The sequence below is a fragment of the Marinobacter sp. EN3 genome, assembly GCF_000475315.1.
Classification (GTDB): domain Bacteria; phylum Pseudomonadota; class Gammaproteobacteria; order Pseudomonadales; family Oleiphilaceae; genus Marinobacter; species Marinobacter nauticus.
Genome location: NZ_AXCC01000020.1, coordinates 89,212 through 108,256, shown reverse-complemented (window position 1 = coordinate 108,256; position 19,045 = coordinate 89,212). Strand labels below are relative to the sequence as shown.

Annotated in this window: 14 protein-coding genes; 6 read left to right on the top strand and 8 right to left on the bottom strand. The window is 56.7% G+C overall.

All coding sequences use genetic code 11. The features are described from left to right. Window positions 1-102 precede the first annotated feature (102 nt). From purT to Q675_RS26375, 4 genes are read right to left on the bottom strand one after another with little or no spacing between them, the layout of a single operon-like run. Window positions 103-1,305, bottom strand: a complete 1,203-nt coding sequence (gene purT, locus Q675_RS26385) for a formate-dependent phosphoribosylglycinamide formyltransferase (RefSeq protein ID WP_023011033.1) — start codon at window positions 1,303-1,305, stop codon at window positions 103-105. Between the two features lies 1 nt (window position 1,306). Further along, entirely contained in the window at window positions 1,307-1,489 is a 183-nt protein-coding gene (locus Q675_RS0119135) for a DUF1289 domain-containing protein (protein WP_011785938.1), read from the bottom strand. Next, window positions 1,486-2,022: a gamma carbonic anhydrase family protein gene (locus tag Q675_RS26380; RefSeq protein WP_014421943.1), complete on the bottom strand. Its 537-nt coding sequence runs from the start codon at window positions 2,020-2,022 to the stop codon at window positions 1,486-1,488. The genes Q675_RS0119135 and Q675_RS26380 overlap by 4 nt, the downstream gene beginning before the upstream one ends. A 1-nt stretch (window position 2,023) precedes the next feature. Next, window positions 2,024-2,611, bottom strand: a complete 588-nt coding sequence (locus Q675_RS26375; protein ID WP_011785940.1) for an NUDIX hydrolase — start codon at window positions 2,609-2,611, stop codon at window positions 2,024-2,026. A 95-nt stretch (window positions 2,612-2,706) separates the two neighbouring features. Here Q675_RS26375 and Q675_RS26370 point away from each other — a divergent pair, with 95 nt between their 5' ends. Further along, window positions 2,707-3,255 carry an NUDIX hydrolase gene (locus Q675_RS26370; RefSeq protein ID WP_014421944.1) on the top strand — a complete coding sequence of 183 codons (549 nt, stop codon included), beginning with the start codon at window positions 2,707-2,709 and terminating at the stop codon, window positions 3,253-3,255. Window positions 3,256-3,262: 7 nt separating this feature from the next. On the opposite strand, the gene Q675_RS26365 is transcribed toward Q675_RS26370, so the two are convergent. Continuing rightward, a complete protein-coding gene (locus Q675_RS26365) occupies window positions 3,263-3,574 on the bottom strand; it encodes a YqfO family protein (RefSeq protein WP_014421945.1) in 312 nt (103 codons plus the stop codon). 451 nt (window positions 3,575-4,025) lie between these two features. Beyond that, window positions 4,026-7,931, bottom strand: coding sequence for a phosphoribosylformylglycinamidine synthase (gene purL, locus Q675_RS26360; protein WP_023011032.1), 3,906 nt, complete (start codon window positions 7,929-7,931; stop codon window positions 4,026-4,028). 270 nt (window positions 7,932-8,201) lie between these two features. Here purL and mltF point away from each other — a divergent pair, with 270 nt between their 5' ends. After that, window positions 8,202-9,710, top strand: a complete 1,509-nt coding sequence (gene mltF / locus Q675_RS26355; protein WP_031211261.1) for a membrane-bound lytic murein transglycosylase MltF — start codon at window positions 8,202-8,204, stop codon at window positions 9,708-9,710. A gap of 1 nt (window position 9,711) precedes the next feature. On the opposite strand, the gene Q675_RS0119130 is transcribed toward mltF, so the two are convergent. After that, the gene (locus tag Q675_RS0119130) at window positions 9,712-10,188 is read right to left on the bottom strand and encodes a regulatory protein RecX (RefSeq protein ID WP_014421948.1); all 477 of its coding nucleotides are present in this window, start codon (window positions 10,186-10,188) and stop codon (window positions 9,712-9,714) included. A gap of 154 nt (window positions 10,189-10,342) precedes the next feature. Here Q675_RS0119130 and Q675_RS26350 point away from each other — a divergent pair, with 154 nt between their 5' ends. Continuing rightward, window positions 10,343-12,790, top strand: coding sequence for a DUF349 domain-containing protein (locus Q675_RS26350; protein ID WP_023011030.1), 2,448 nt, complete (start codon window positions 10,343-10,345; stop codon window positions 12,788-12,790). A 4-nt stretch (window positions 12,791-12,794) separates the two neighbouring features. Here Q675_RS26350 and Q675_RS26345 read toward each other — a convergent pair whose 3' ends face one another. After that, window positions 12,795-13,058 carry a late competence development ComFB family protein gene (locus Q675_RS26345; protein ID WP_014421950.1) on the bottom strand — a complete coding sequence of 88 codons (264 nt, stop codon included), beginning with the start codon at window positions 13,056-13,058 and terminating at the stop codon, window positions 12,795-12,797. 186 nt (window positions 13,059-13,244) lie between these two features. On the opposite strand from Q675_RS26345, the gene Q675_RS26340 reads away from it, so the two are divergent. The 3 genes from Q675_RS26340 (at window position 13,245) to Q675_RS26330 (ending at window position 19,043) form a co-directional block, all read left to right on the top strand. Continuing rightward, a complete protein-coding gene (locus tag Q675_RS26340) occupies window positions 13,245-14,453 on the top strand; it encodes an acetyl-CoA C-acetyltransferase (protein WP_014421951.1) in 1,209 nt (402 codons plus the stop codon). 29 nt (window positions 14,454-14,482) lie between these two features. Next, the gene (locus tag Q675_RS26335) at window positions 14,483-16,633 is read left to right on the top strand and encodes a 3-hydroxyacyl-CoA dehydrogenase NAD-binding domain-containing protein (RefSeq protein ID WP_023011029.1); all 2,151 of its coding nucleotides are present in this window, start codon (window positions 14,483-14,485) and stop codon (window positions 16,631-16,633) included. Between the two features lie 244 nt (window positions 16,634-16,877). Then, a complete protein-coding gene (locus Q675_RS26330) occupies window positions 16,878-19,043 on the top strand; it encodes a carboxy terminal-processing peptidase (protein ID WP_023011028.1) in 2,166 nt (721 codons plus the stop codon). The last annotated feature ends 2 nt before the right edge of the window (window positions 19,044-19,045 follow it).

The following is a 19,045-nucleotide window of genomic DNA, read 5'->3' as shown; positions in this document are numbered from 1 at the left end:
CCGGGCTTCGGTTTCCACCTATCGAGCTGTTCAGAATACAACCAGAACGACCAAAAATCACCCGGATTTTCACCCCTCACCATGGATTCAGGGATCAGGCTTTCAGAATTCGACCTTTATAGAGCTTGCTGCAGTGCGGGCTTTCTCCCGGGCATCCTCTATGGAACTACCCACCGCCAGCGCTACCCCCATTCGCCTCCTGCCTTGTAATTCCGGTTTTCCGAACAGGCGTAGCTGGGTTCCCGGTTGTGCCAGGGCTTCTTCCAGGCCGGTATAGGAAACTTCTGTGGAGCTTCCCTCCGGCAGAATGACCGCCGACGCACTGGGACCATTCTGTCGAACAACAGGAACGGGAATACCCAGTATGGCCCTGGCGTGGATAGCAAACTCGGACAGGTCCTGGGATACAAGCGTGACTAGTCCCGTGTCATGAGGGCGAGGTGAGACCTCCGAGAACCAGACGTTCTCACCCTTCACAAACAGCTCAACACCATAGATGCCATAACCGCCGAGATCTTCCACCACAGCACGGGCGATCTCTTTTGAACGCTGTAATGCCAGGTCATTCATCGGCTGCGGCTGCCAGGATTCGCGATAATCACCATCTTCCTGCCTGTGACCAATGGGCTCGCAGAAGGTTACCCCCTCTTTATGCCCCACCGTCAGCAAAGTAATCTCATAGTCAAAATCGACAAAGCCTTCGACGATTACCCTGCCCTTTCCTGCTCGGCCTCCGGTTTGTGCGTACTCCCAGGCTCTTTCAATATCGGCTTCGGTCTTTACTGTACTTTGCCCCTTGCCAGACGAACTCATCACTGGTTTTACCACCAAGGGAATCCCGACTTCCGCAACCGCCTGCAAATATTCTTCCCGCGTACCCGCAAACCGATACGGTGACGTTGGCAACCCGAGCTCTTCCGCAGCCAACCGACGAATACCCTCACGATTCATCGTCAGGTTCACCGCCCGCGCACTGGGTATCACCCGATAACCTTCCTGCTCGAGCTTGACCAACTCCGGGGTGGCAATAGCTTCTATCTCCGGAACAATCAGGTTCGGGCGCTCTTTCTCGATGACGCTCCGCAAAGCCACAGGGTCAAGCATGTCGACAACATGGGAACGATGGGCCACCTGCATTGCCGGTGCATCGGCATATCGATCAATGGCGATCACCTCAACGCCGAAGCGCTGGAGCTCAATCACAACTTCCTTGCCCAATTCCCCGGAACCACAAAAAAGTACCCGGAACGAGTTGCTTTTAAGAGGTGTACCCAATCTGACGCTGGTCTTGGTGTTATCGGTCATCTTATAGAGCTACCTTTTGTTCACGTATTGCCACCAGTTTCAAAACTTCTCGGCGTTCATCGTCTGTCATGCGAGTCCAGTGAAGAATCTCGTCACTGGTACGATGGCACCCTATGCAAACATCGTTCTCGTCTAAGGCGCACACGCTTACGCAGGGTGAGCGCACCCGATCAGCCCTGTTCATTTCTGCTCCGGATCACACGCTTTAAGTTTCTCCAGGTAACGCGTGGCATTCTGAACATAATGCGCCGCGCTCATTTCCAACATTTTCTTCTGATTGTCGTTCAGTTCACGCTTGATCTTGCCAGGAGAGCCCACAACCATCGAACCATCCGGTACTTCCATACCTTCAGGAATCAGCGTATTGGCGCCAATCAGGCAATGTTTGCCGATCTTTGCCCCATTAAGCACCACCGCATTTATGCCAATCAGTGAATAATCGCCGATGTCACATCCGTGCAGCATCACCTTATGACCGACAGTAACACCCCGGCCGATGGTCAAAGGCAGCCCCGGATCGGTGTGCAACACCGATCCATCCTGAACGTTGGATTCAGGACCAACCGTGATGCACTCGTTGTCGCCCCGAATAACCACGTTAAACCAGACGCTACTTTTCTCCAGCAACCGGACATTGCCAATGATAACGGCGTTTTCAGCAACAAACTGACCATCGCCAACTACCTGGGGGCGCTTGTCTTCGAGCTCGTAAAACATATCAGCCTCCTTGAGGGGGTTCGAGCAGATCGATTCCGGCATCGTACACGGCGTTCATAAAGTCGACCAGAACAACCGCGGACAGCCCCCAGATCTGGTAACGCTCCCAGCGATAACAGGGCACATAAAAGGTGTGGTTCAGAAAACTGAGGGCATCGGTGCGCTCCCTCCTGTCTTCCAGAAAGAAGGAAAGCGGTACCCGGAACACGCTTTCTATTTCATAGGGATTGGGCACCACCGGATGATCGCCTGGAACAACCCCTACGTAGGGTGTTACAAGAATGCCGTAGCGTGACATGACCTGGCTTAATGGTGCGATGACGTCCACCTGGTCGGGAGGCAACCCGATTTCTTCATGGGTCTCTCTCAACGCAGTGGCCGCAAGCGACGAATCTTCGGGATCCCGCTTGCCGCCCGGATAAGACACCTGGCCACGATGGGTTTTCAGGTTGGCAGACCTCAGGGTGAAAATCATTTCCGGATTATTTTCATCATCCGTTACCGGCACCAGAATACCGGCTTCCGGATAATCCAGTGCCAGCTGTCGAGGGGCATAATTGGATAATTTTTTAGTTAATAGGTCTCGCACTCGCTACTCCAGTGGCATCCCGATTTTGCATGAGACACAGACAGCCGGGATCGTTAAACTGATCATCAACAGACACTCAGTATACGGGGAAACTAATGAAGTATTGCAGCACATGCGGCCATCCGGTCGAACAACGCATTCCGGAGGGTGACAACAGGCACCGCTACGTATGTGTCAGCTGCGAGACCATACATTACCAGAACCCGAGGATTGTGGCGGGTACAGTTCCGGTCTGGGAAGGCCAGATACTTTTATGCCGGCGCGCGATCGAGCCCCGTTACGGCTATTGGACCCTGCCCGCCGGTTTCATGGAAAATGCCGAGACAACCATTGAGGCTGCAGCGAGGGAAACGCTGGAAGAGGCCCTTGCCGACGTCACCATCGAAGGCCTTTACTCCATCATCGATGTGCCGCATATCAACCAGGTTCACATGTTCTATCGCGCCAGCCTTATAGACGGGCAATTCGGCGCCGGAGAAGAATCCCTGGAGTCCCGCCTTTTCTCCCCCGGCGAGATCCCATGGGACGAGATATCGTTTCCAACCGTACGCAAAACCCTTGAGCTTTTTCTTATCGATATGGAGACAGAGCGGTTTGGCGTTCACGTCAGTGATATCCGCCACCCAATGGGAAAAAAAGCCTGACCGGCCGTCAAAGATCAACCAGCCGAAAGATCTCATAAGCCGGCTCTTCATAAGGATGTGCTTCCTTCAATGCGGCTAGCGCATCTCTTATAAGGCTGTCGTCGCACACTAACTCCACTTTATATTCCCGCACCGTTTCTAATTGCCCCTGCTGCCCCAGAAACGGATCGCTTCCCGCCAGCGGTCGGAACTGTCCCTGGCCTTCACATTGCCAGGCGCAACTGTCGTATTCTCCAATTTTTCCGGCACCAACATCGAACAGTGCCTGCTTGGTTTGTTCCAGATGACTCTCGGGTACGAAGTAGCAAAATTTATACACGGACACCTCCCTGACTGATCAAATATCACCCAGCATTAGAGAATTCAAACTTACTCACAGATTCTGTGGATAACTCTGGGGAAAGTTTTTGGGAATCGCCCCCCAAGCCCCATGAATACTGGACTTCTCTTAAATTGCCGACATTTTCACCCATGATTTTATTTCCTTTAATATCAACAGGTTAAAGGTTTCGCACAAAAACTAAACTTAGTTCTCAATGTTTGCTCACAGAACGGTCATGGCGGCACCGGAAATGTGCATAAAGTTGTCTAGTCAAGCCCTGAGACAGCAAATTTACAGACTATTTTAGGGCATCAGGGGTTGAATTTGGGGTTGACATCAAAGGTACCGGCTTAACCAACCTACAATAAAAAAAGCCAGCCTCGACTCTCTTGGAAACAGAGACCGGAGGCTGGCTTTTCACTTCTCTTTTCAGCTGCGATTCAGCGAATCATCCAAACCACTTTCTGGCGTTGCGGAACATGCGTAACCAGGGACCATCTTCTTGCCAGCCATCCGGGCGCCAGGAGTGCTGAACGGCCCGGAACACCCGCTCCGGATGGGGCATCATGATGGTCACGCGACCATCCCTTGTGGTAATACCGGTAATACCAGACTCTGAACCGTTGGGGTTATAGGGGTAACGGGTCGTTTCCTGGCCACGGTTGTCGACATATCGGAGAGCAACCAATTCGTTATCCGACAGCGCCTTGGCTGACGTGCCGGAAGCGAACTCAACCCTCCCCTCACCGTGGGCAACCGCGATCGGCATACGGGAGCCAGTCATGCCATCCAGGAAGGCGGATGGTGAAGAAGTAACCTCAACCATTACCAGGCGCGCTTCAAACTGTTCGGACTGGTTTCGAACAAAGCGCGGCCAGCCTTCACTGCCCGGAATCAGCTCGTGCAGGTTGGAAAGCATCTGACAACCATTACAGACACCAAGGGCGAGGGTATCCTGGCGATTAAAGAACGCAGCAAACTGATCACGCACCCGGTCGTTGAACAGGATGGACTTGGCCCAGCCTTCACCAGCACCCAGCACATCACCGTAGGAGAAACCACCACAAGCCACCAGACTCTGGAACTTCTCCAGGCTGATGCGACCGGATAGCAGGTCACTCATGTGAACGTCCGTCGCTTCAAAGCCTGCGCGATCGAAGGCGGCCGCCATCTCAACCTGCCCGTTTACGCCCTGCTCCCGCAACACCGCCACTTTCGGCCGTTTGCCGGTATTGATAAATGGCGCCGCGACGTCTTCATTCAGATCAAAGGTCAGATCAGCACTCAGCCCCGGATCCTCGGCATCGAGCAGGTTCTCGAATTCTTCCCGGGCACAGTCGGCATTGTCGCGAAGAGACTGAATGCGGTAGCTGGTTTCTGCCCAGAGGCGCTGCAGATCTGTGCGCGCCTCATCCAGAACCGGCTCTCCGGCAAACAACAACCGAACCCGATCCTTGTCATTCAGAGTACCAATGACACTGGTGTGATCTCCCAGCCCGGCACCGGAGAATTGCTGGAGAACGAAATCAGTGTCTTCACGGCGCACCTGGATAACCGCACCCAGTTCCTCATTGAAGAGTTCGCGGGCAAATTGGGATTCGTCTTCCGCGAGGCCATCCAGCTTGATATCGACACCGGTTCTGCCAGCAAAGCTCATTTCCGCAAGGGTGACGAACAGACCACCATCGGAACGGTCATGATAGGCCAGCAACTTGCCATCGGCGTTGAGGCCCTGAATAACCGCGAAAAATGCCTTGATATCCTCGGGGTCGTCCAGATCCGGCGCCACAGCACCCACCTGACGATAAACCTGCGCCAGCGCAGATCCGCCAAGACGGTTCTGACCAGCGGCCAGGTCAACAAGAATAAGATCCGTTTCACCGGCATCCGTGCGCAGCTGAGGTGTCTGGGTGCGGGCAACGTCGGTCACCGGAGCAAAACCGCTGACGATCAGCGACAGCGGCGCAGTGACGCTCTTCTGCTCGCCATTATCTTCTTCCCAGGCGGTTTTCATGGACATGGAGTCCTTGCCCACTGGAATGGTAATACCCAGCGCCGGGCACAACTCCATACCCACAGCGCGAACGGTCTCGTAAAGGTTCTCGTCCTCGCCCGGATGACCTGCAGCAGCCATCCAGTTGGCGGAAAGCCGGATATCCGACAGCTTTGCGATCGGCGCCGCCGCGAGGTTGGTGATGGTTTCGCCCACAGCCATTCGGCCAGACGCCGGCGCATCAATCACCGCAAGCGGTGTGCGCTCACCCATCGCCATGGCTTCACCGGTGCGCACATCAAAAGATGCTGCGGTTACCGCCACATCACTGACAGGAACCTGCCAGGGGCCCACCATCTGGTCCCGGGCCACCAGCCCGGTGATAGTCCGGTCACCGATGGTAATCAGGAAACTCTTGGAACCAACCGAGGGCAGACGCAGAATCCGCCGAACGGCATCGTGAAGATCAATTTTCGTGGAATCGAAAATCGGCTTGGTAAAGGAGGAACGGCTAACACTGCGATGCATGCGTGGGGGCTTGCCGAAAAGCACTTCCATCGGCAGATCCACGGGCTTGTCGTTGAAGTAGGAATCACCCAGCTCCAGATGATGTTCCTCGGTCGCCTCACCAATCACTGCATACGGGCAGCGCTCGCGACGACACAGAGCATCGAAAAGATCCAGGTTTTCAGGCGCAACCGCCATAACGTAACGTTCCTGAGACTCGTTACACCAGATCTCCAGGGGCGACATGCCCGGTTCGTCACTGGGAATATCCCTAAGCTCAAATTTGCCGCCACGGCCACCGTCCTTGACCAGCTCCGGCATGGCATTGGACAAGCCGCCGGCCCCGACATCGTGAATGAAGCAGATCGGGTTTTTGTCGCCCATCTGCCAGCAACGGTCGATAACTTCCTGGCAACGCCGTTCCATTTCAGGGTTGTCGCGCTGTACCGAAGCGAAATCCAGATTCTCATTACTGGAACCGGAGTCCATGGAAGAGGCTGCGCCCCCGCCAAGGCCAATCAGCATGGACGGACCACCCAGCACGATCAGCTTGGCGCCGACCGGAATATTGCCCTTCTCTACGTCCTGCTCGCGAATGTTGCCCAGACCACCGGCAATCATGATCGGCTTATGATACCCACGGACCTCTTCACCGGCGGCGCCAGGCACCTTCTCTTCAAAGGTCCGGAAGTAACCGGCCAGGTTAGGACGGCCGAATTCGTTGTTAAAGGCCGCCCCACCAATGGGGCCTTCAATCATGATATCCAGGGGAGAGGCAATCCGATCCGGCTTGCCATAACCGATTTCCCAGGGTTGCTCGTCGCCGGGAATATTCAGGTTGGAAACGGTGAAACCGGTGAGACCGGCTTTCGGCTTGGAACCACGACCGGTCGCGCCTTCATCCCGGATTTCGCCACCAGAGCCTGTGGCCGCGCCGGAAAAGGGGGCAATCGCAGTCGGGTGGTTGTGGGTTTCCACCTTCATCAGGATATGCACCGGCTCCCGGTTATAGCCGTAGACACCCGTGTCCGGATTCGGGAAGAAGCGACCGGCTTCGCTGCCGGCGATCACCGCGGCGTTGTCCTTGTAGGCCGACAGCACGCCCTCGCTGTTCATCTCGAAGGTATTGCGAATCATCGCGAACAGGGACTTTTCCTGGCCTTCCCCATCGATATCCCAGGACGCGTTGAAAATCTTGTGGCGGCAGTGCTCAGAGTTGGCCTGAGCAAACATCATCAGCTCAACATCCGTCGGATCCCGCTCCAGGCCGACAAAGGATTTGACCAGGTAATCAATCTCATCGTCCGCCAGCGCCAGGCCCAACCGGCCATTGGCTTCCACCAGGGCATCCCGGCCACCAGACAACACCGGTACCCGTCCCAGAGAGCGAGGCTCTTCGTGGCTGAACAGAAGTTCTGCGCCGCCCATCTCGTGGAACACTTTCTGAGTCATACGATCGTGGAGAAGTGCTGCGATCTGCTCGCGCTGCTCCAGGCCAAGTTTCTTGCTGGCCTTTACATAGTAGGCAATGCCGCGCTCAATTCGGCGAATCTGCCGGAGGCCACAATTACGGGCGATATCCGTCGCCTTGCTGGACCATGGCGATAACGTGCCCGGCCTCGGAACCACCAGGAATAAAATCCCATCCGGCTGCTCAACCTGGACACTGGGACCATAGGTAAGCAGGCGATCCAGGATGGCCTGTTCCGAATCGGAAAGGTCGGCATCAAGATCCACAAAGTGCATGAACTCGGCATACACATGTTCTACACCCGGCACCATTTCCTGTATACGGGAATGCAGTTTGCGGGAACGAAAAGGCGAGAGCGCTGGCGCGCCGCGAAGTTCAAGCATGATATCAACCTGTATCGCGCGAATCGGGGGACGTCTGAAAGGCCGCAATGATACTTGAAACCGACTTCAGGTTACAGCGGAAGCTGGCCTCTTTCCGCAGTGTAAAATTGACATTCTTTTGCACAGTTATTAACCAGACCAATTGACCATTTCGCCCTCAGCAGTGATCATTGAGACTATGCATGGAAAGCAAGAAGCATCAAAAAGCAGGAGCATGGGAGCACCTCCCGGACCATCCTGACCATTGAGCGTGTAGCGGAGAGCAGGGATTTGTCACGATTTATCAGCACTTTCCGACGCAGTAGTGCGCAGTTGAGCATTGTATTGGCAGTTCTCCTTGCCACAGGCTGCTCGCAGCCCACAACGCTGCAGGAAATTCGGGAAGAAGGCGTTTTGCACGTCATCACCCGGGTTGCGCCTTCTATCTATTACCAGGATCGGGAACAGGACACCGGCTACGATTACGAGCTGGCCAGACTGTTTGCCGACGAACTCGGGGTTGAACTGCGGGTTCGGGTCGCCGACGATAATTCTGAGATCCTCTCTGTCCTGTCCAGAAACTACGCGCACATCGGTCTGGCCGGCCTGACACAACGGCCCGACTTTGGCGAGCAGTACCACTCGGTGCCCATAGGTGTCGCCGCGCAATCGGTTATCGTCTATAACAAAGAAGTTCCTGCACCGGAATCACTGGAAGATCTCGCTTCCGAAACCATCCATATGCTGGCCGACAGCAACCATGAGCACCTTGTTGCTGATCCCGGGAACGAGGCTGGCCCCATCATTCAGAAACACCCGGGGCTGGATGCTGCCGGTCTTCTGGCCCGGGTGGGAAGCGGGGAATTCGGCTATGCGGCGGTGGCTTCCAATGAGCTGGATCTGAACCACGTCTTCTTCCCAAAGGTTTACGAAGCGTTCGCACTGAACGAGCCCACTGATCTTGTCTGGCTGTTTCCAACCGCTCAGGACGATACCCTGGTGCAGGCCGCCGAAGCCTTCATGGAAAGGATGAACAACAACGGCACCATGGCCCAGCTCGCGGAACGGTTCTACGGCCACCTGGACAGACTGAATTACGTCGGCGCCCGAACCTTCATGCACCATGTTGAGAACCGCCTGCCCCGCTATCAGTCACTGTTCCAGGATTATGCCGAGGAATCCGGCATGGACTGGCGCCTGCTGGCCGCCATCGGATACCAGGAATCCCACTGGCGCCCCAACGCCGTCTCCCCCACCGGGGTTCGCGGTCTGATGATGCTCACCCGCACTACCGCCAATTACATCGGTATTAATAACCGACTGGATGCCGAGGAAAGTATTGAGGGCGGGGCCCGGTATTTCCGGATGGTGCACGGGCGCATCCCGGAACGAATTCCGGAGCCGGATCGCACCTGGTTTGCGCTTGCGTCCTACAACGTCGGCTTTGGACATCTTGAAGATGCCCGACGCCTGGCTGAATCCGCCGGAAAAGACCCGGACCGATGGATGGATGTGAAGGAATTTCTGCCGCTGCTGGCACAGAAAGAGTGGTACACCAAAACCCGGTTCGGGTACGCACGCGGGCACGAACCGGTGGTTTACGTGCAGAATATCCGACGGTATTACGACGTTCTGGTCCGGATTACCGAACCGGACGCACCTTCAGCGCCCGGGCTTGAAGATCAACTGGCCTGGCTTGGCGACAACGAAGCTGGCTCCGATGCCCCGGCCAGCGAGTCTCAGCCGGATCTTCGCGCTGATCTGCCTCCGGAACTACGGTTGATACCGCCGACACTCTGAATCAGTCATCATCCGGTCCCGCGCTCAAGGCATGCTCGGATTGAGATGATGAAAATCCACGCCGGGCCAGAAATCGGGCCTGGCGGAGCTTTTCAGGCAGATCCCCCTGCACATCAGCCAGTCCGAACCGTTTATCACGGGCCCGGACCGCTCTCCGGCACCACTCTTCTTCTGCGACGGACGACAGACACGCCGGAGTCTGATTCACTCCACGCTGCTGCAGTTCGGCCAGTATTCGCAGCGGCCCGTAACCCGCCTCGATGCGTTGGCGGGTATAGATCTCCGCGAACCGGTCGTCATCCAACCAGCCTTCACACTCATACTCATCCAGCACCGGGTCAAAAACATCCGGTGGAATCCTGCGCTGCCGCAGCTTGAGCGCCAGTTCATACCGGCTGTGCTCCCGGCGGGCCAGCAGGCGCAGCGCTACCGAACGAGCCTGGTATTCCGGATCGTCATGTTTTTGATCTTTTGCCATACAGGCCCTTTCCGCGATGACTTGCAAAACGATAGACTTAGCGTCCCGGGGCACCCCCGCAAACACACTACCCGAAACAGACACCTGATCGGGCCGGAAGGCGGAGATACTCTGCCGCCACCGCAAACTGGTTGCAATCCCAAGGATACCGTTTATGGCTGCATTCATTCAGAAATTGTTCAAGAACCGCAAAACCCTCTCATCCGTAAGCGACAAGGCATCCGAAAAACAGCAAAGCAACCAGCCAACCGAAGAAGACAACCGACAGCAGTTGCGCCAACAGCAGGAACGCCAGCTTGATGCCAGCCCTGAACAATCGGAACTCGCGGCTCTGGCAATAGAAGGTGTGACCTCCGCCATTCGATTGCAGGCAGCGAGCCAGATTAACCAGGAAGAGCACCTACAGGCGGTGCTGAAACAGGCAAAAGGCCGCGATAAAAGTGTTTACCAGACTGTCAAACAGTCACTTCAAACCCTGAAGGAACAACAGGCCAGCGAAGCGGCCATCCAGCATCGCATCACTGAACTGGTCAGCCAGGCACAGGAGCAGGCCAGAAGCGAAGACACCAAGCTCTACGAGGCCCGACTGAACGCTCTCCAGGACCACTGGCAAAGCGTTGAAAACAAGGCCAGCGCAGAGCAGACCCAACAATTCCTGCAAGCGGTCCACCAGATTCGTGAACGCCAGAAGCAACTGGATGAGACGCGCCAGGAAGAGCAGCGGCACCTTGATCAGAAGCAGCAACGGCAGGAAACGCTGGAACTGCTGCAGCAAACCCTGAACCAGCTTAAAGCCGCAGCGCCCTCTGGACTTCCCTCAGAATCTGCCCTCGATGCGTTGCAGAAAACCCAGGAAAACCGATGGCTCGAAGCCACGCGGGACACCCAGGTGGACAAACAGGAGCAGAAGCAATACGAACAGGCCATGCTGGCTCTGCGCAACTACCTTGGTGCGGTGCGGCGCCTGAATCTGGCACGACCACAAATCGGTGAGCTGGAAAGCAACGATATCGACAGCCCTCAGGCTGTCGCAAAAGCACTGCTTCAGGAAGTGGCCTGGCCGCAGGATTTCCCGCTACCCCAGGCCCTTGCAGAACTGCGGGCCCTGGCCGGCAAGCCGCGCGCCCAGCCCACGTCAGACGGAACCCGGGAACAGCAGCAAGCAAATGCGGCCGCTCTCAATACCACACTGCCCAAACTGGAAGCCGCCCTGGAAGCAAAACAGTTCCGTGAATCCCGCCAGCTCCTTAAAACAGCCCAGAACCAGTTTCAGGCGCTTGATGATCGCCACCGCAAGAACGTCCAGGCCAAGATGCAGTTACTTGCCGGCCAGTTCCGGGAACTGAGCGATTGGCAGGGATTCGCCACCGAGCCCAAGCAGGTCTCTCTGTGCGAACAGATGGAATATCTGGCGGAACAACCGATGGAGCCGGAGGCCAAGGCAGAGCGAATAAAAGAACTGCAGAACGAATGGCGAGAACTTGGTGGCTCGTCCGACCGAACCCTCTGGAATCGTTTCAAAGCGGCGTCCGATCAGGCCTATGAGCCCTGCAAAGCCTACTTCGAGGCAAAAGCCGATCTCAAACAGGCCAACCTGCACAAACGGGAAGCCATCTGCGAGGAACTCGAACGATTCCTCGCGAAGGCAGACTGGACCAGTATTGACTGGAAAGGTGCCGAACGGATTCATCAGACCGCCCGTCAGGAATGGAAAGCAGCCTGGCCGGTAGACTTCCGGGATAACCGGCAGGTACAGAAGCGGTTTGACGACCTGCTGAAGAACCTGGAGCGGCCCCTGGACGAGGAGCGACAGAAGAACGAGGCCGCCAAACAGGCGATTGTCGAGCGGGCTCAGGCGTTGATTGACCATGAGCCTCTTCAGGAGGCCATGGATCAGGCCAAAGCCCTGCAATCGGAATGGAAGCGTATCGGCATCACCCGGCACCGCGAAGATCGCAAGCTCTGGCAGGCGTTCCGCCAAGCCTGCGACCAGATCTTCGAGCGACGCGATGCCCAGCGGTCTGCACAGCAACAAGCGACTGAGAAGGCTGACGCCGACGCTCGCGCAGTGGTTGCCAAGTACCGCGATCTCGGAACAGAGGCTGACGATGCGTTGATCCATGAAGCCAAGACCGAGCTCAAGCCGTTAGCCGATATGCCGCTCTCACGACCGGTTAGGGGCGAAGTACAAGACCTCCGTCAGCATCTGACAGAGCTGGGGCAGCGCAAAAAGCTGAAAGCCAGACTCGATAACTGGAAGACACTGATCAAAGAGCGTGTGGGTGGCGCCCTTGCCCCGGAACAGGTTCCTTCAAACTGGCAGAATCTGGTTAACGGCGCGACCTCTCTTACAGGTAGAGACCTGGTGATCAGGGCGGAGATCGTTGCCGGCCAGGAGACTCCGGACTCAGACCAGGGACGGCGTATGGAAATCCAGGTTCAGCGTCTGGCCGAAGGTCTGGGTGGTGGCGATCAAACCACACCTGAGCAGGAACTGGAAAGGCTGATCGCACTCTGGTGCCTGCACCCGGAGATGAACGACCAGAGCGCAGAACATGCTGGTCGACTGGTTCAAGCTTTGGAAAGCCGCCTGCAGCACTAAAGCATCATTCTCTCTGATGCTGCCTTACAAAATCCCTGGCTTGCCTGACCGCAGCCAGGGATTTTTCTTTCATCTCCTTTAATTCCTCATCGGCAAGGTAGAACATCATATCGATGGTGTGCCGATAGTACCTGGCCGGCAAACGATTCAGAGCCACACACATCACGTCGGTCAGATAATCCGCTGTGTCCGACTCCTCCCGGGTTGCATCGATCGCATCCAGCACCAGCCTTTCGTAGAAATTATCGATAGCATCTCTCAGAGACATGGTTACACCTGCCTGCTTTATAGGATCAATCTTTATTCAAGATAGAAGTCACAAGCGTTTGTGTCATTGTCCCTGAGCAATTTCGCCAATGGGATTGGCAGCGGCTGTCATTACCGGGGACTACACTGAACCGCTATGGTTATCACTCTTTGAAAACAAGCCCGGATAACAATCAGAGGAACAGATATGACCACCGAGGCGTACATTTTCGATGCCGTTCGCACCCCCCGCGGCCGCGGCAAGAAAGATGGTTCACTGCACAGCGTTAAGCCGATCACGCTGCTCACTACCGTGCTCAAGGCTCTGGAAGAGCGTAACCGGCTCGACACTTCTCAGGTAGATGATGTCGTCATGGGCTGCGTCACCGCCGTGGGTGACCAGGGCGCGGATATCGCCAAGACGGCGGCACTGGCCGCTGATTGGGATGAGAAAGTCGCCGGCGTAACCCTGAACCGCTTCTGCGCCTCCGGCCTGGAAGCCGTGAACCTGGCCGCCATGAAAGTGCGCTCCGGGTGGGAAGACATGGTGGTTGCCGGTGGTGTAGAGGCAATGTCGCGCGTACCCATGGGTTCCGATGGAGGCGCCTGGGCGACCGACCCGGAAACCAACCTGCATACAGGTTTTATGCCTCAAGGTATCGGCGCCGACCTGATCGCTACTCTGGAAGGCTTCACTCGTGAAGATGTCGATGGCTTTGCCGTGAAGTCCCAGCAAAAAGCCGCCAACGCCTGGGAAAAGGGTTATTTCGCCAAATCCATCGTGCCGGTTACTGATCAGAACGGCGTGGTCATACTGGACCGGGACGAGCACGTGCGTGGCAACACGACCGTGGAATCCCTGGCAGGCCTCAAGCCCTCGTTCCAGATGATGGGCGAGATGGGCTTTGACGGAGTCGCCCGGGAAAAATACCACTACGTGGAGAAGATCAACCACGTGCACCACGCCGGCAACTCCTCCGGCATTGTCGACGGTGCCACCGCCATGCTGATTGGCAGCGAAGCCAAGGGCAAGGAGCTCGGCCTCAAGCCACGCGCCCGCATCGTTGCCACTGCGGTTACCAGCACAGACCCCACCATTATGCTCACCGGCCCTGCCCCGGCTGCCCGCAAGGCACTGGAGAAAGCCGGTATGACGGTGGACCAGATCGACCTGTTTGAAGTGAACGAAGCCTTCGCGTCAGTGGTGATGCGCTTCCAGAAAGAGTTGTCCGTTCCGGACGAGAAAGTGAATGTAAACGGCGGCGCCATCGCCATGGGCCACCCACTGGGTGCCACCGGCGCCATCATCCTCGGCACCCTGCTGGATGAACTGGAACGCCGTGAACTGCGCTACGGCCTGGCCACGTTGTGCGTGGGCGGCGGCATGGGCATTGCCACCATCATCGAGCGCGTCTGAACACCACTTTCATATAAAAGGAACCGACCATGAGTGCCATCAAATACGACCTGGGTTCAGACCAGATTCTGACCCTGACCATCGACATGCCGGGCCAGTCCGCCAACACCATGAATGGCGAGTTTCGAACTGCACTGACCGAAGCCGTCAATAAGGTCAAAAGCGACCTGGATAATGTCAAAGGCATTATCATTGCCTCCGCCAAGAAAAGCTTCTTTGCCGGCGGCGACCTGAATGAGCTATACACAGTGACCCGCGAACAGGCCAAAGAGTTTGAAGACATGGTCAACGGCCTGAAGGCCGACATGCGGGTGCTGGAAACCTGTGGCAAACCTGTGGTGGCGGCTATCAACGGCACCGCTCTGGGTGGTGGCCTGGAACTCGCCCTGGCCTGCCATCATCGCGTTGCCATTGATGATGACCGGACCCAACTGGGCTTGCCGGAAGTCACCCTGGGCCTGCTGCCCGGCGGTGGCGGTACCCAGCGACTGCCCCGGATGATTGGCCTGGAAGCCGCCTTCCCGTTCCTGATGGAGGGTAAGAAGGTAAATCCAAAAGCCGCTCTGAAGGCCGGTATCGTGGATGAGCTGGCCAGCTCACCGGAAGACATGATCGCCAAGGCCCGGGCCTTCATCGAAGCCAATCCCAGGTGCCAGCAACCCTGGGATCAGAAAGGCTTCCGCTTCCCCGGCGGAGCTCCGCATCATCCGGCCATGGCCCAGAAACTGGCCATTGCACCGGCCATGCTCAAACAGAAGACCAAAGGCTGCTATCCGGCACCGGAACGGATTCTGGCAGCAGCGGTGGAAGGCGCCCAGGTGGATTTCGACAATGGCAGCCTGATTGAAACCCGTTACTTTGCCGAGCTGGCCACCGGCCAGGTGGCCAAAAACATGACGGGCACTTTCTGGTTCCAGCTCAACGCCATCAAGGCCGGCGGCAGTCGCCCGGATGGCGTAGAAAAGGAAAGCTTCAAGAAAGTCGGCGTACTGGGTGCAGGCATGATGGGCGCTGGTATCGCCTACTCCACTGCCAGCCGCGGCATTGAGGTGGTGCTGAAGGATGTCTCGGTTGAAAACGCCGAGAAAGGCAAAAGCTATTCCGAAAATCTCCTGGCGAAGAAAGTCAGTCGCGGCCGCATGACCGAAGCCCAGAAAGACGAAGTGTTGGCCCGCATCAACGCCACCGCCTCTGCCGACGACCTGGAAGGTTGCGACCTGATCATCGAGGCAGTCTTTGAAGACAGCGATCTGAAGGCAAAGGTTACCCAGGAATCCGAGCCGAAAATGGTCGCTAACGGCATTTTTGCCTCCAACACCTCCACCATCCCCATCACCCAGTTGGCCCAGGCCTCTGCCAAGCCGGACAACTTTATCGGCCTGCACTTCTTCTCCCCGGTGGACAAGATGCAACTGGTGGAAATCATCGTCGGCGAGAAAACCTCCGATGACACCCTGGCCCGGGCGTTCGATTACGTGCAGCAGATAGGCAAGATTCCCATTGTGGTGAACGACAGCCGCGGCTTCTTTACCTCTCGGGTATTTGGCACCTTCGTGAACGAAGGTATCAGCATGCTGGCCGAGGGCATTCACCCCTCAAGCATCGAGAATGCCGGACTGCTGGCCGGCATGCCGGTAGGACCGCTGGCCATCTCTGACGAAGTCAGCATGACCCTGATGCAGCACATCCGCGCCCAAAGCAAGAAAGACACGGAAGCCGCCGGCGGCACCTGGCAGCCGCATCCAGCCGAAGCCGTCATCGATGCCATGGTGGATACCCACGGACGCAAGGGTAAAGCCGCCGGTGCCGGTTTCTACGAGTATCCGGAAAAGGGCAAAAAATACCTGTGGCCGGAACTGGAAAACCTGTTCGTGGACCAGGACAAGGCACGCCGTGTGAAGCTGCAGGATCTGAAAGATCGCATCCTGTTCATGCAGGCCATCGAGACCATCCGCTGTCTTGAGGAGGGAGTGCTGAGAACCGTAGAAGACGCCAACATTGGCAGCATCTTCGGTATTGGCTACGCGCCCTGGACCGGCGGTGCCACCCAGTTCGTCAACCAGTATGGCGTTCGGGCCTTTGCGGAGCGGGCAAAGCAGCTGGCAGATCAGTACGGTGAGCGATTCACACCACCATCCCTGTTGCTTCAGAAAGCCGAACGCAACGAAAACTTCAGCTGACCGTGCCGGCCGGAGGGCCCAAACCCTCCGGCCACCTCTACCCTCACACTGCCGACAGTTTACTTCCGGTCACACGCCCCCATAGTTAGCCTCAGGCTGAAACGTATATGGACATATTGTCACGAAGCTATACCCCTGGCCTATGGCAACAGGTGTAGCGGTTGCCTACAATAAATTGAACAGTCACGGGTATTCACCCCCATTGTCATTGGTGGCGATTCCCAGCAGCTTCAGGTATGCATTTATGACCATTGCGGAAAACTCCATGCAGCGCCCTTCCCTGACTTCCCTCACCCGGAAAGCAGGCGCGGTCACGGCTCTGGCCCTGGGCCTCCTTGTCTCCGGCGCCTACGCAAAGATTGATGACTCCGCCAGGTATGAGCCGGTTGCGCCCACTATTGACCAGGCCCGCGCCAACATTCTGATTGCCCGGCAGCTGCAGTTCACGCATTTCCGCAATCTCGGCATCAGCGACGAACTGTCCGGCGATGTTTTCGATGCCTACCTGAATTACCTGGACAGCCAGAGAATCTACCTGACCCAGGAAGACATTGACGCCCTCTCCCGGGTCAAGAAACACTTGGGGTCAGCGCTCAAAACCGGCCAACTCCAGCCGGGCTTTGATATTTACAACCTGGTTCAACAGCGGGTTATCGAACGCCTGAAGTTCGCCCTGGGGCTCATTGACAACGGTATTGAGCAACTGGACTTCGCTGCCGATGACAGGATTCGCGTCGACCGTTCCGAGGCGCCCTGGGAGGCAAACCAGGCCGCTCTGGACGAGCTCTGGACGAAGCGTATTAAAAACGCGGTTCTGGCCCAGAGACTGAACGGCGCTGACGATGAAGCGATCGAAGAGACGCTGCGCCGCCGCTATGAAGGGCAACTCAAACGCGCGTACCAGGCCCGCAGCGAAGATGCATTCCAGGCTTACATGAATGCCTTTACCGGTATGTGGGACCCTCACACGTCCTACTTTTCGCCCCGAACCTCTGAGAACTTCAATATCAACATGAGCCTCTCGCTGGAGGGCATCGGCGCGGTACTGCAATCCGATAACGAGTACACCAAGGTAGTGCGTCTGGTACCCGGTGGCCCGGCCTCCAAGCAAGGTCAGCTGCAGCCAGCCGACCGCATCGTCTCGGTTGCCCAGGGTGATGAAAAGCCTGTAAACGTGATCGGCTGGCGCCTGGACGAGGTGGTGGATCTGATCCGCGGCCCCCGTAATTCCACCGTAACCCTGGAAGTAATCCCGGCCAACGCCAGCGACGAGACCATCACGCGCACCATCGCCATCAAGCGCGACGAGGTGAAGCTGGAGGAGCAAAGCGCCAGCAAAGACGTGATTGAACTGGACCGAAACGGCGAGACCTATCGTATCGGAGTCATCAATATCCCCACCTTCTACGCCGATTTCCAGGCCATGCAGGCTGGCGATCCAAATTACAAAAGCACCACCCGCGACGTGCGTAAACTGATTGAGGAACTCAAGGCCAGCGGCGTGGATGGCGTGGTCATGGATCTTCGTAATAACGGCGGTGGCGCACTGCACGAAGCCAACGACCTGGTTGGCCTGTTTATCGACGAAGGCCCCACGGTCCAGATCCGTAACGCCAACAACGATGTTCAGGTACTGGAAGACGAGGATCCGTCCGTGGTCTACGACGGCCCTCTGGTGGTGCTGGTCAACCGGATGAGTGCCTCCGCCTCTGAAATTTTCGCCGGCGCTATCCAGGATTATGGTCGAGGCCTGGTGGTTGGCTCCCAAACCTTCGGCAAAGGCACGGTTCAGGCCGTTCGGCCACTGAACCACGGTCAATTGAAAATCACCCAGTCCAAGTTTTACCGGGTTTCCGGCGGTTCCACCCAGCACAAAGGGGTGATTCCAGACATCGAAATCCCGTCGCGCATCGATAAAACCCGAATTGGTGAGGACGCTCTGGACCACGCCCTGCCGTGGGACCAGATTGAGGCCGTTCCCCATACCCGCTATTTCGACTTTACCGGCGTGATTGACGAACTGCGGAATCGCCACGAAGAGCGGTTCGCCACCAACCCGGAGTTCAAGCTGCTGCAGAAGGAAATCGAGTTCCTTAATCGCCAGCGACAGATGGATTACGTCAGCCTTAACGTGGACGAGCGCAAGAACCAGCACAACCAGATCGAGCAGACCCGCCTGACCATCGCCAATGCCCGCAGGGAACTGAAAGGCGAAGAACCGTTTGAAGACCTGGAAGCTCTGGAAGACTGGCAGGATCAACAGGCGGCAGATCTGGACAACACCGACGAAGAACTGGATTTCGTCATCCAGGAAGGCGGACACATCATGGCCGACTTGCTGGAGCTGGATCAACGTATGGCGTCCATTCTGATGCCCACCCAGTTTGCGGCCAAGACTGAGGCACCATAAAT

What these genes read in the sequence shown, in the direction of transcription:
- Q675_RS0119135 (WP_011785938.1), bottom strand. Translation starts at nt 1,489, where the DNA reads ATGAACAGGGCTGATCGGGTGCGCTCACCCTGCGTAAGCGTGTGCGCC.
- Q675_RS26380 (WP_014421943.1), bottom strand. Translation starts at nt 2,022, where the DNA reads ATGTTTTACGAGCTCGAAGACAAGCGCCCCCAGGTAGTTGGCGATGGT.
- Q675_RS26335 (WP_023011029.1), top strand. Translation starts at nt 14,483, where the DNA reads ATGAGTGCCATCAAATACGACCTGGGTTCAGACCAGATTCTGACCCTG.
- Q675_RS26370 (WP_014421944.1), top strand. Translation starts at nt 2,707, where the DNA reads ATGAAGTATTGCAGCACATGCGGCCATCCGGTCGAACAACGCATTCCG.
- purL (WP_023011032.1), bottom strand. Translation starts at nt 7,931, where the DNA reads ATGCTTGAACTTCGCGGCGCGCCAGCGCTCTCGCCTTTTCGTTCCCGC.
- Q675_RS0119130 (WP_014421948.1), bottom strand. Translation starts at nt 10,188, where the DNA reads ATGGCAAAAGATCAAAAACATGACGATCCGGAATACCAGGCTCGTTCG.
- Q675_RS26330 (WP_023011028.1), top strand. Translation starts at nt 16,878, where the DNA reads ATGACCATTGCGGAAAACTCCATGCAGCGCCCTTCCCTGACTTCCCTC.
- Q675_RS26350 (WP_023011030.1), top strand. Translation starts at nt 10,343, where the DNA reads ATGGCTGCATTCATTCAGAAATTGTTCAAGAACCGCAAAACCCTCTCA.
- Q675_RS26345 (WP_014421950.1), bottom strand. Translation starts at nt 13,058, where the DNA reads ATGTCTCTGAGAGATGCTATCGATAATTTCTACGAAAGGCTGGTGCTG.
- purT (WP_023011033.1), bottom strand. Translation starts at nt 1,305, where the DNA reads ATGACCGATAACACCAAGACCAGCGTCAGATTGGGTACACCTCTTAAA.
- Q675_RS26340 (WP_014421951.1), top strand. Translation starts at nt 13,245, where the DNA reads ATGACCACCGAGGCGTACATTTTCGATGCCGTTCGCACCCCCCGCGGC.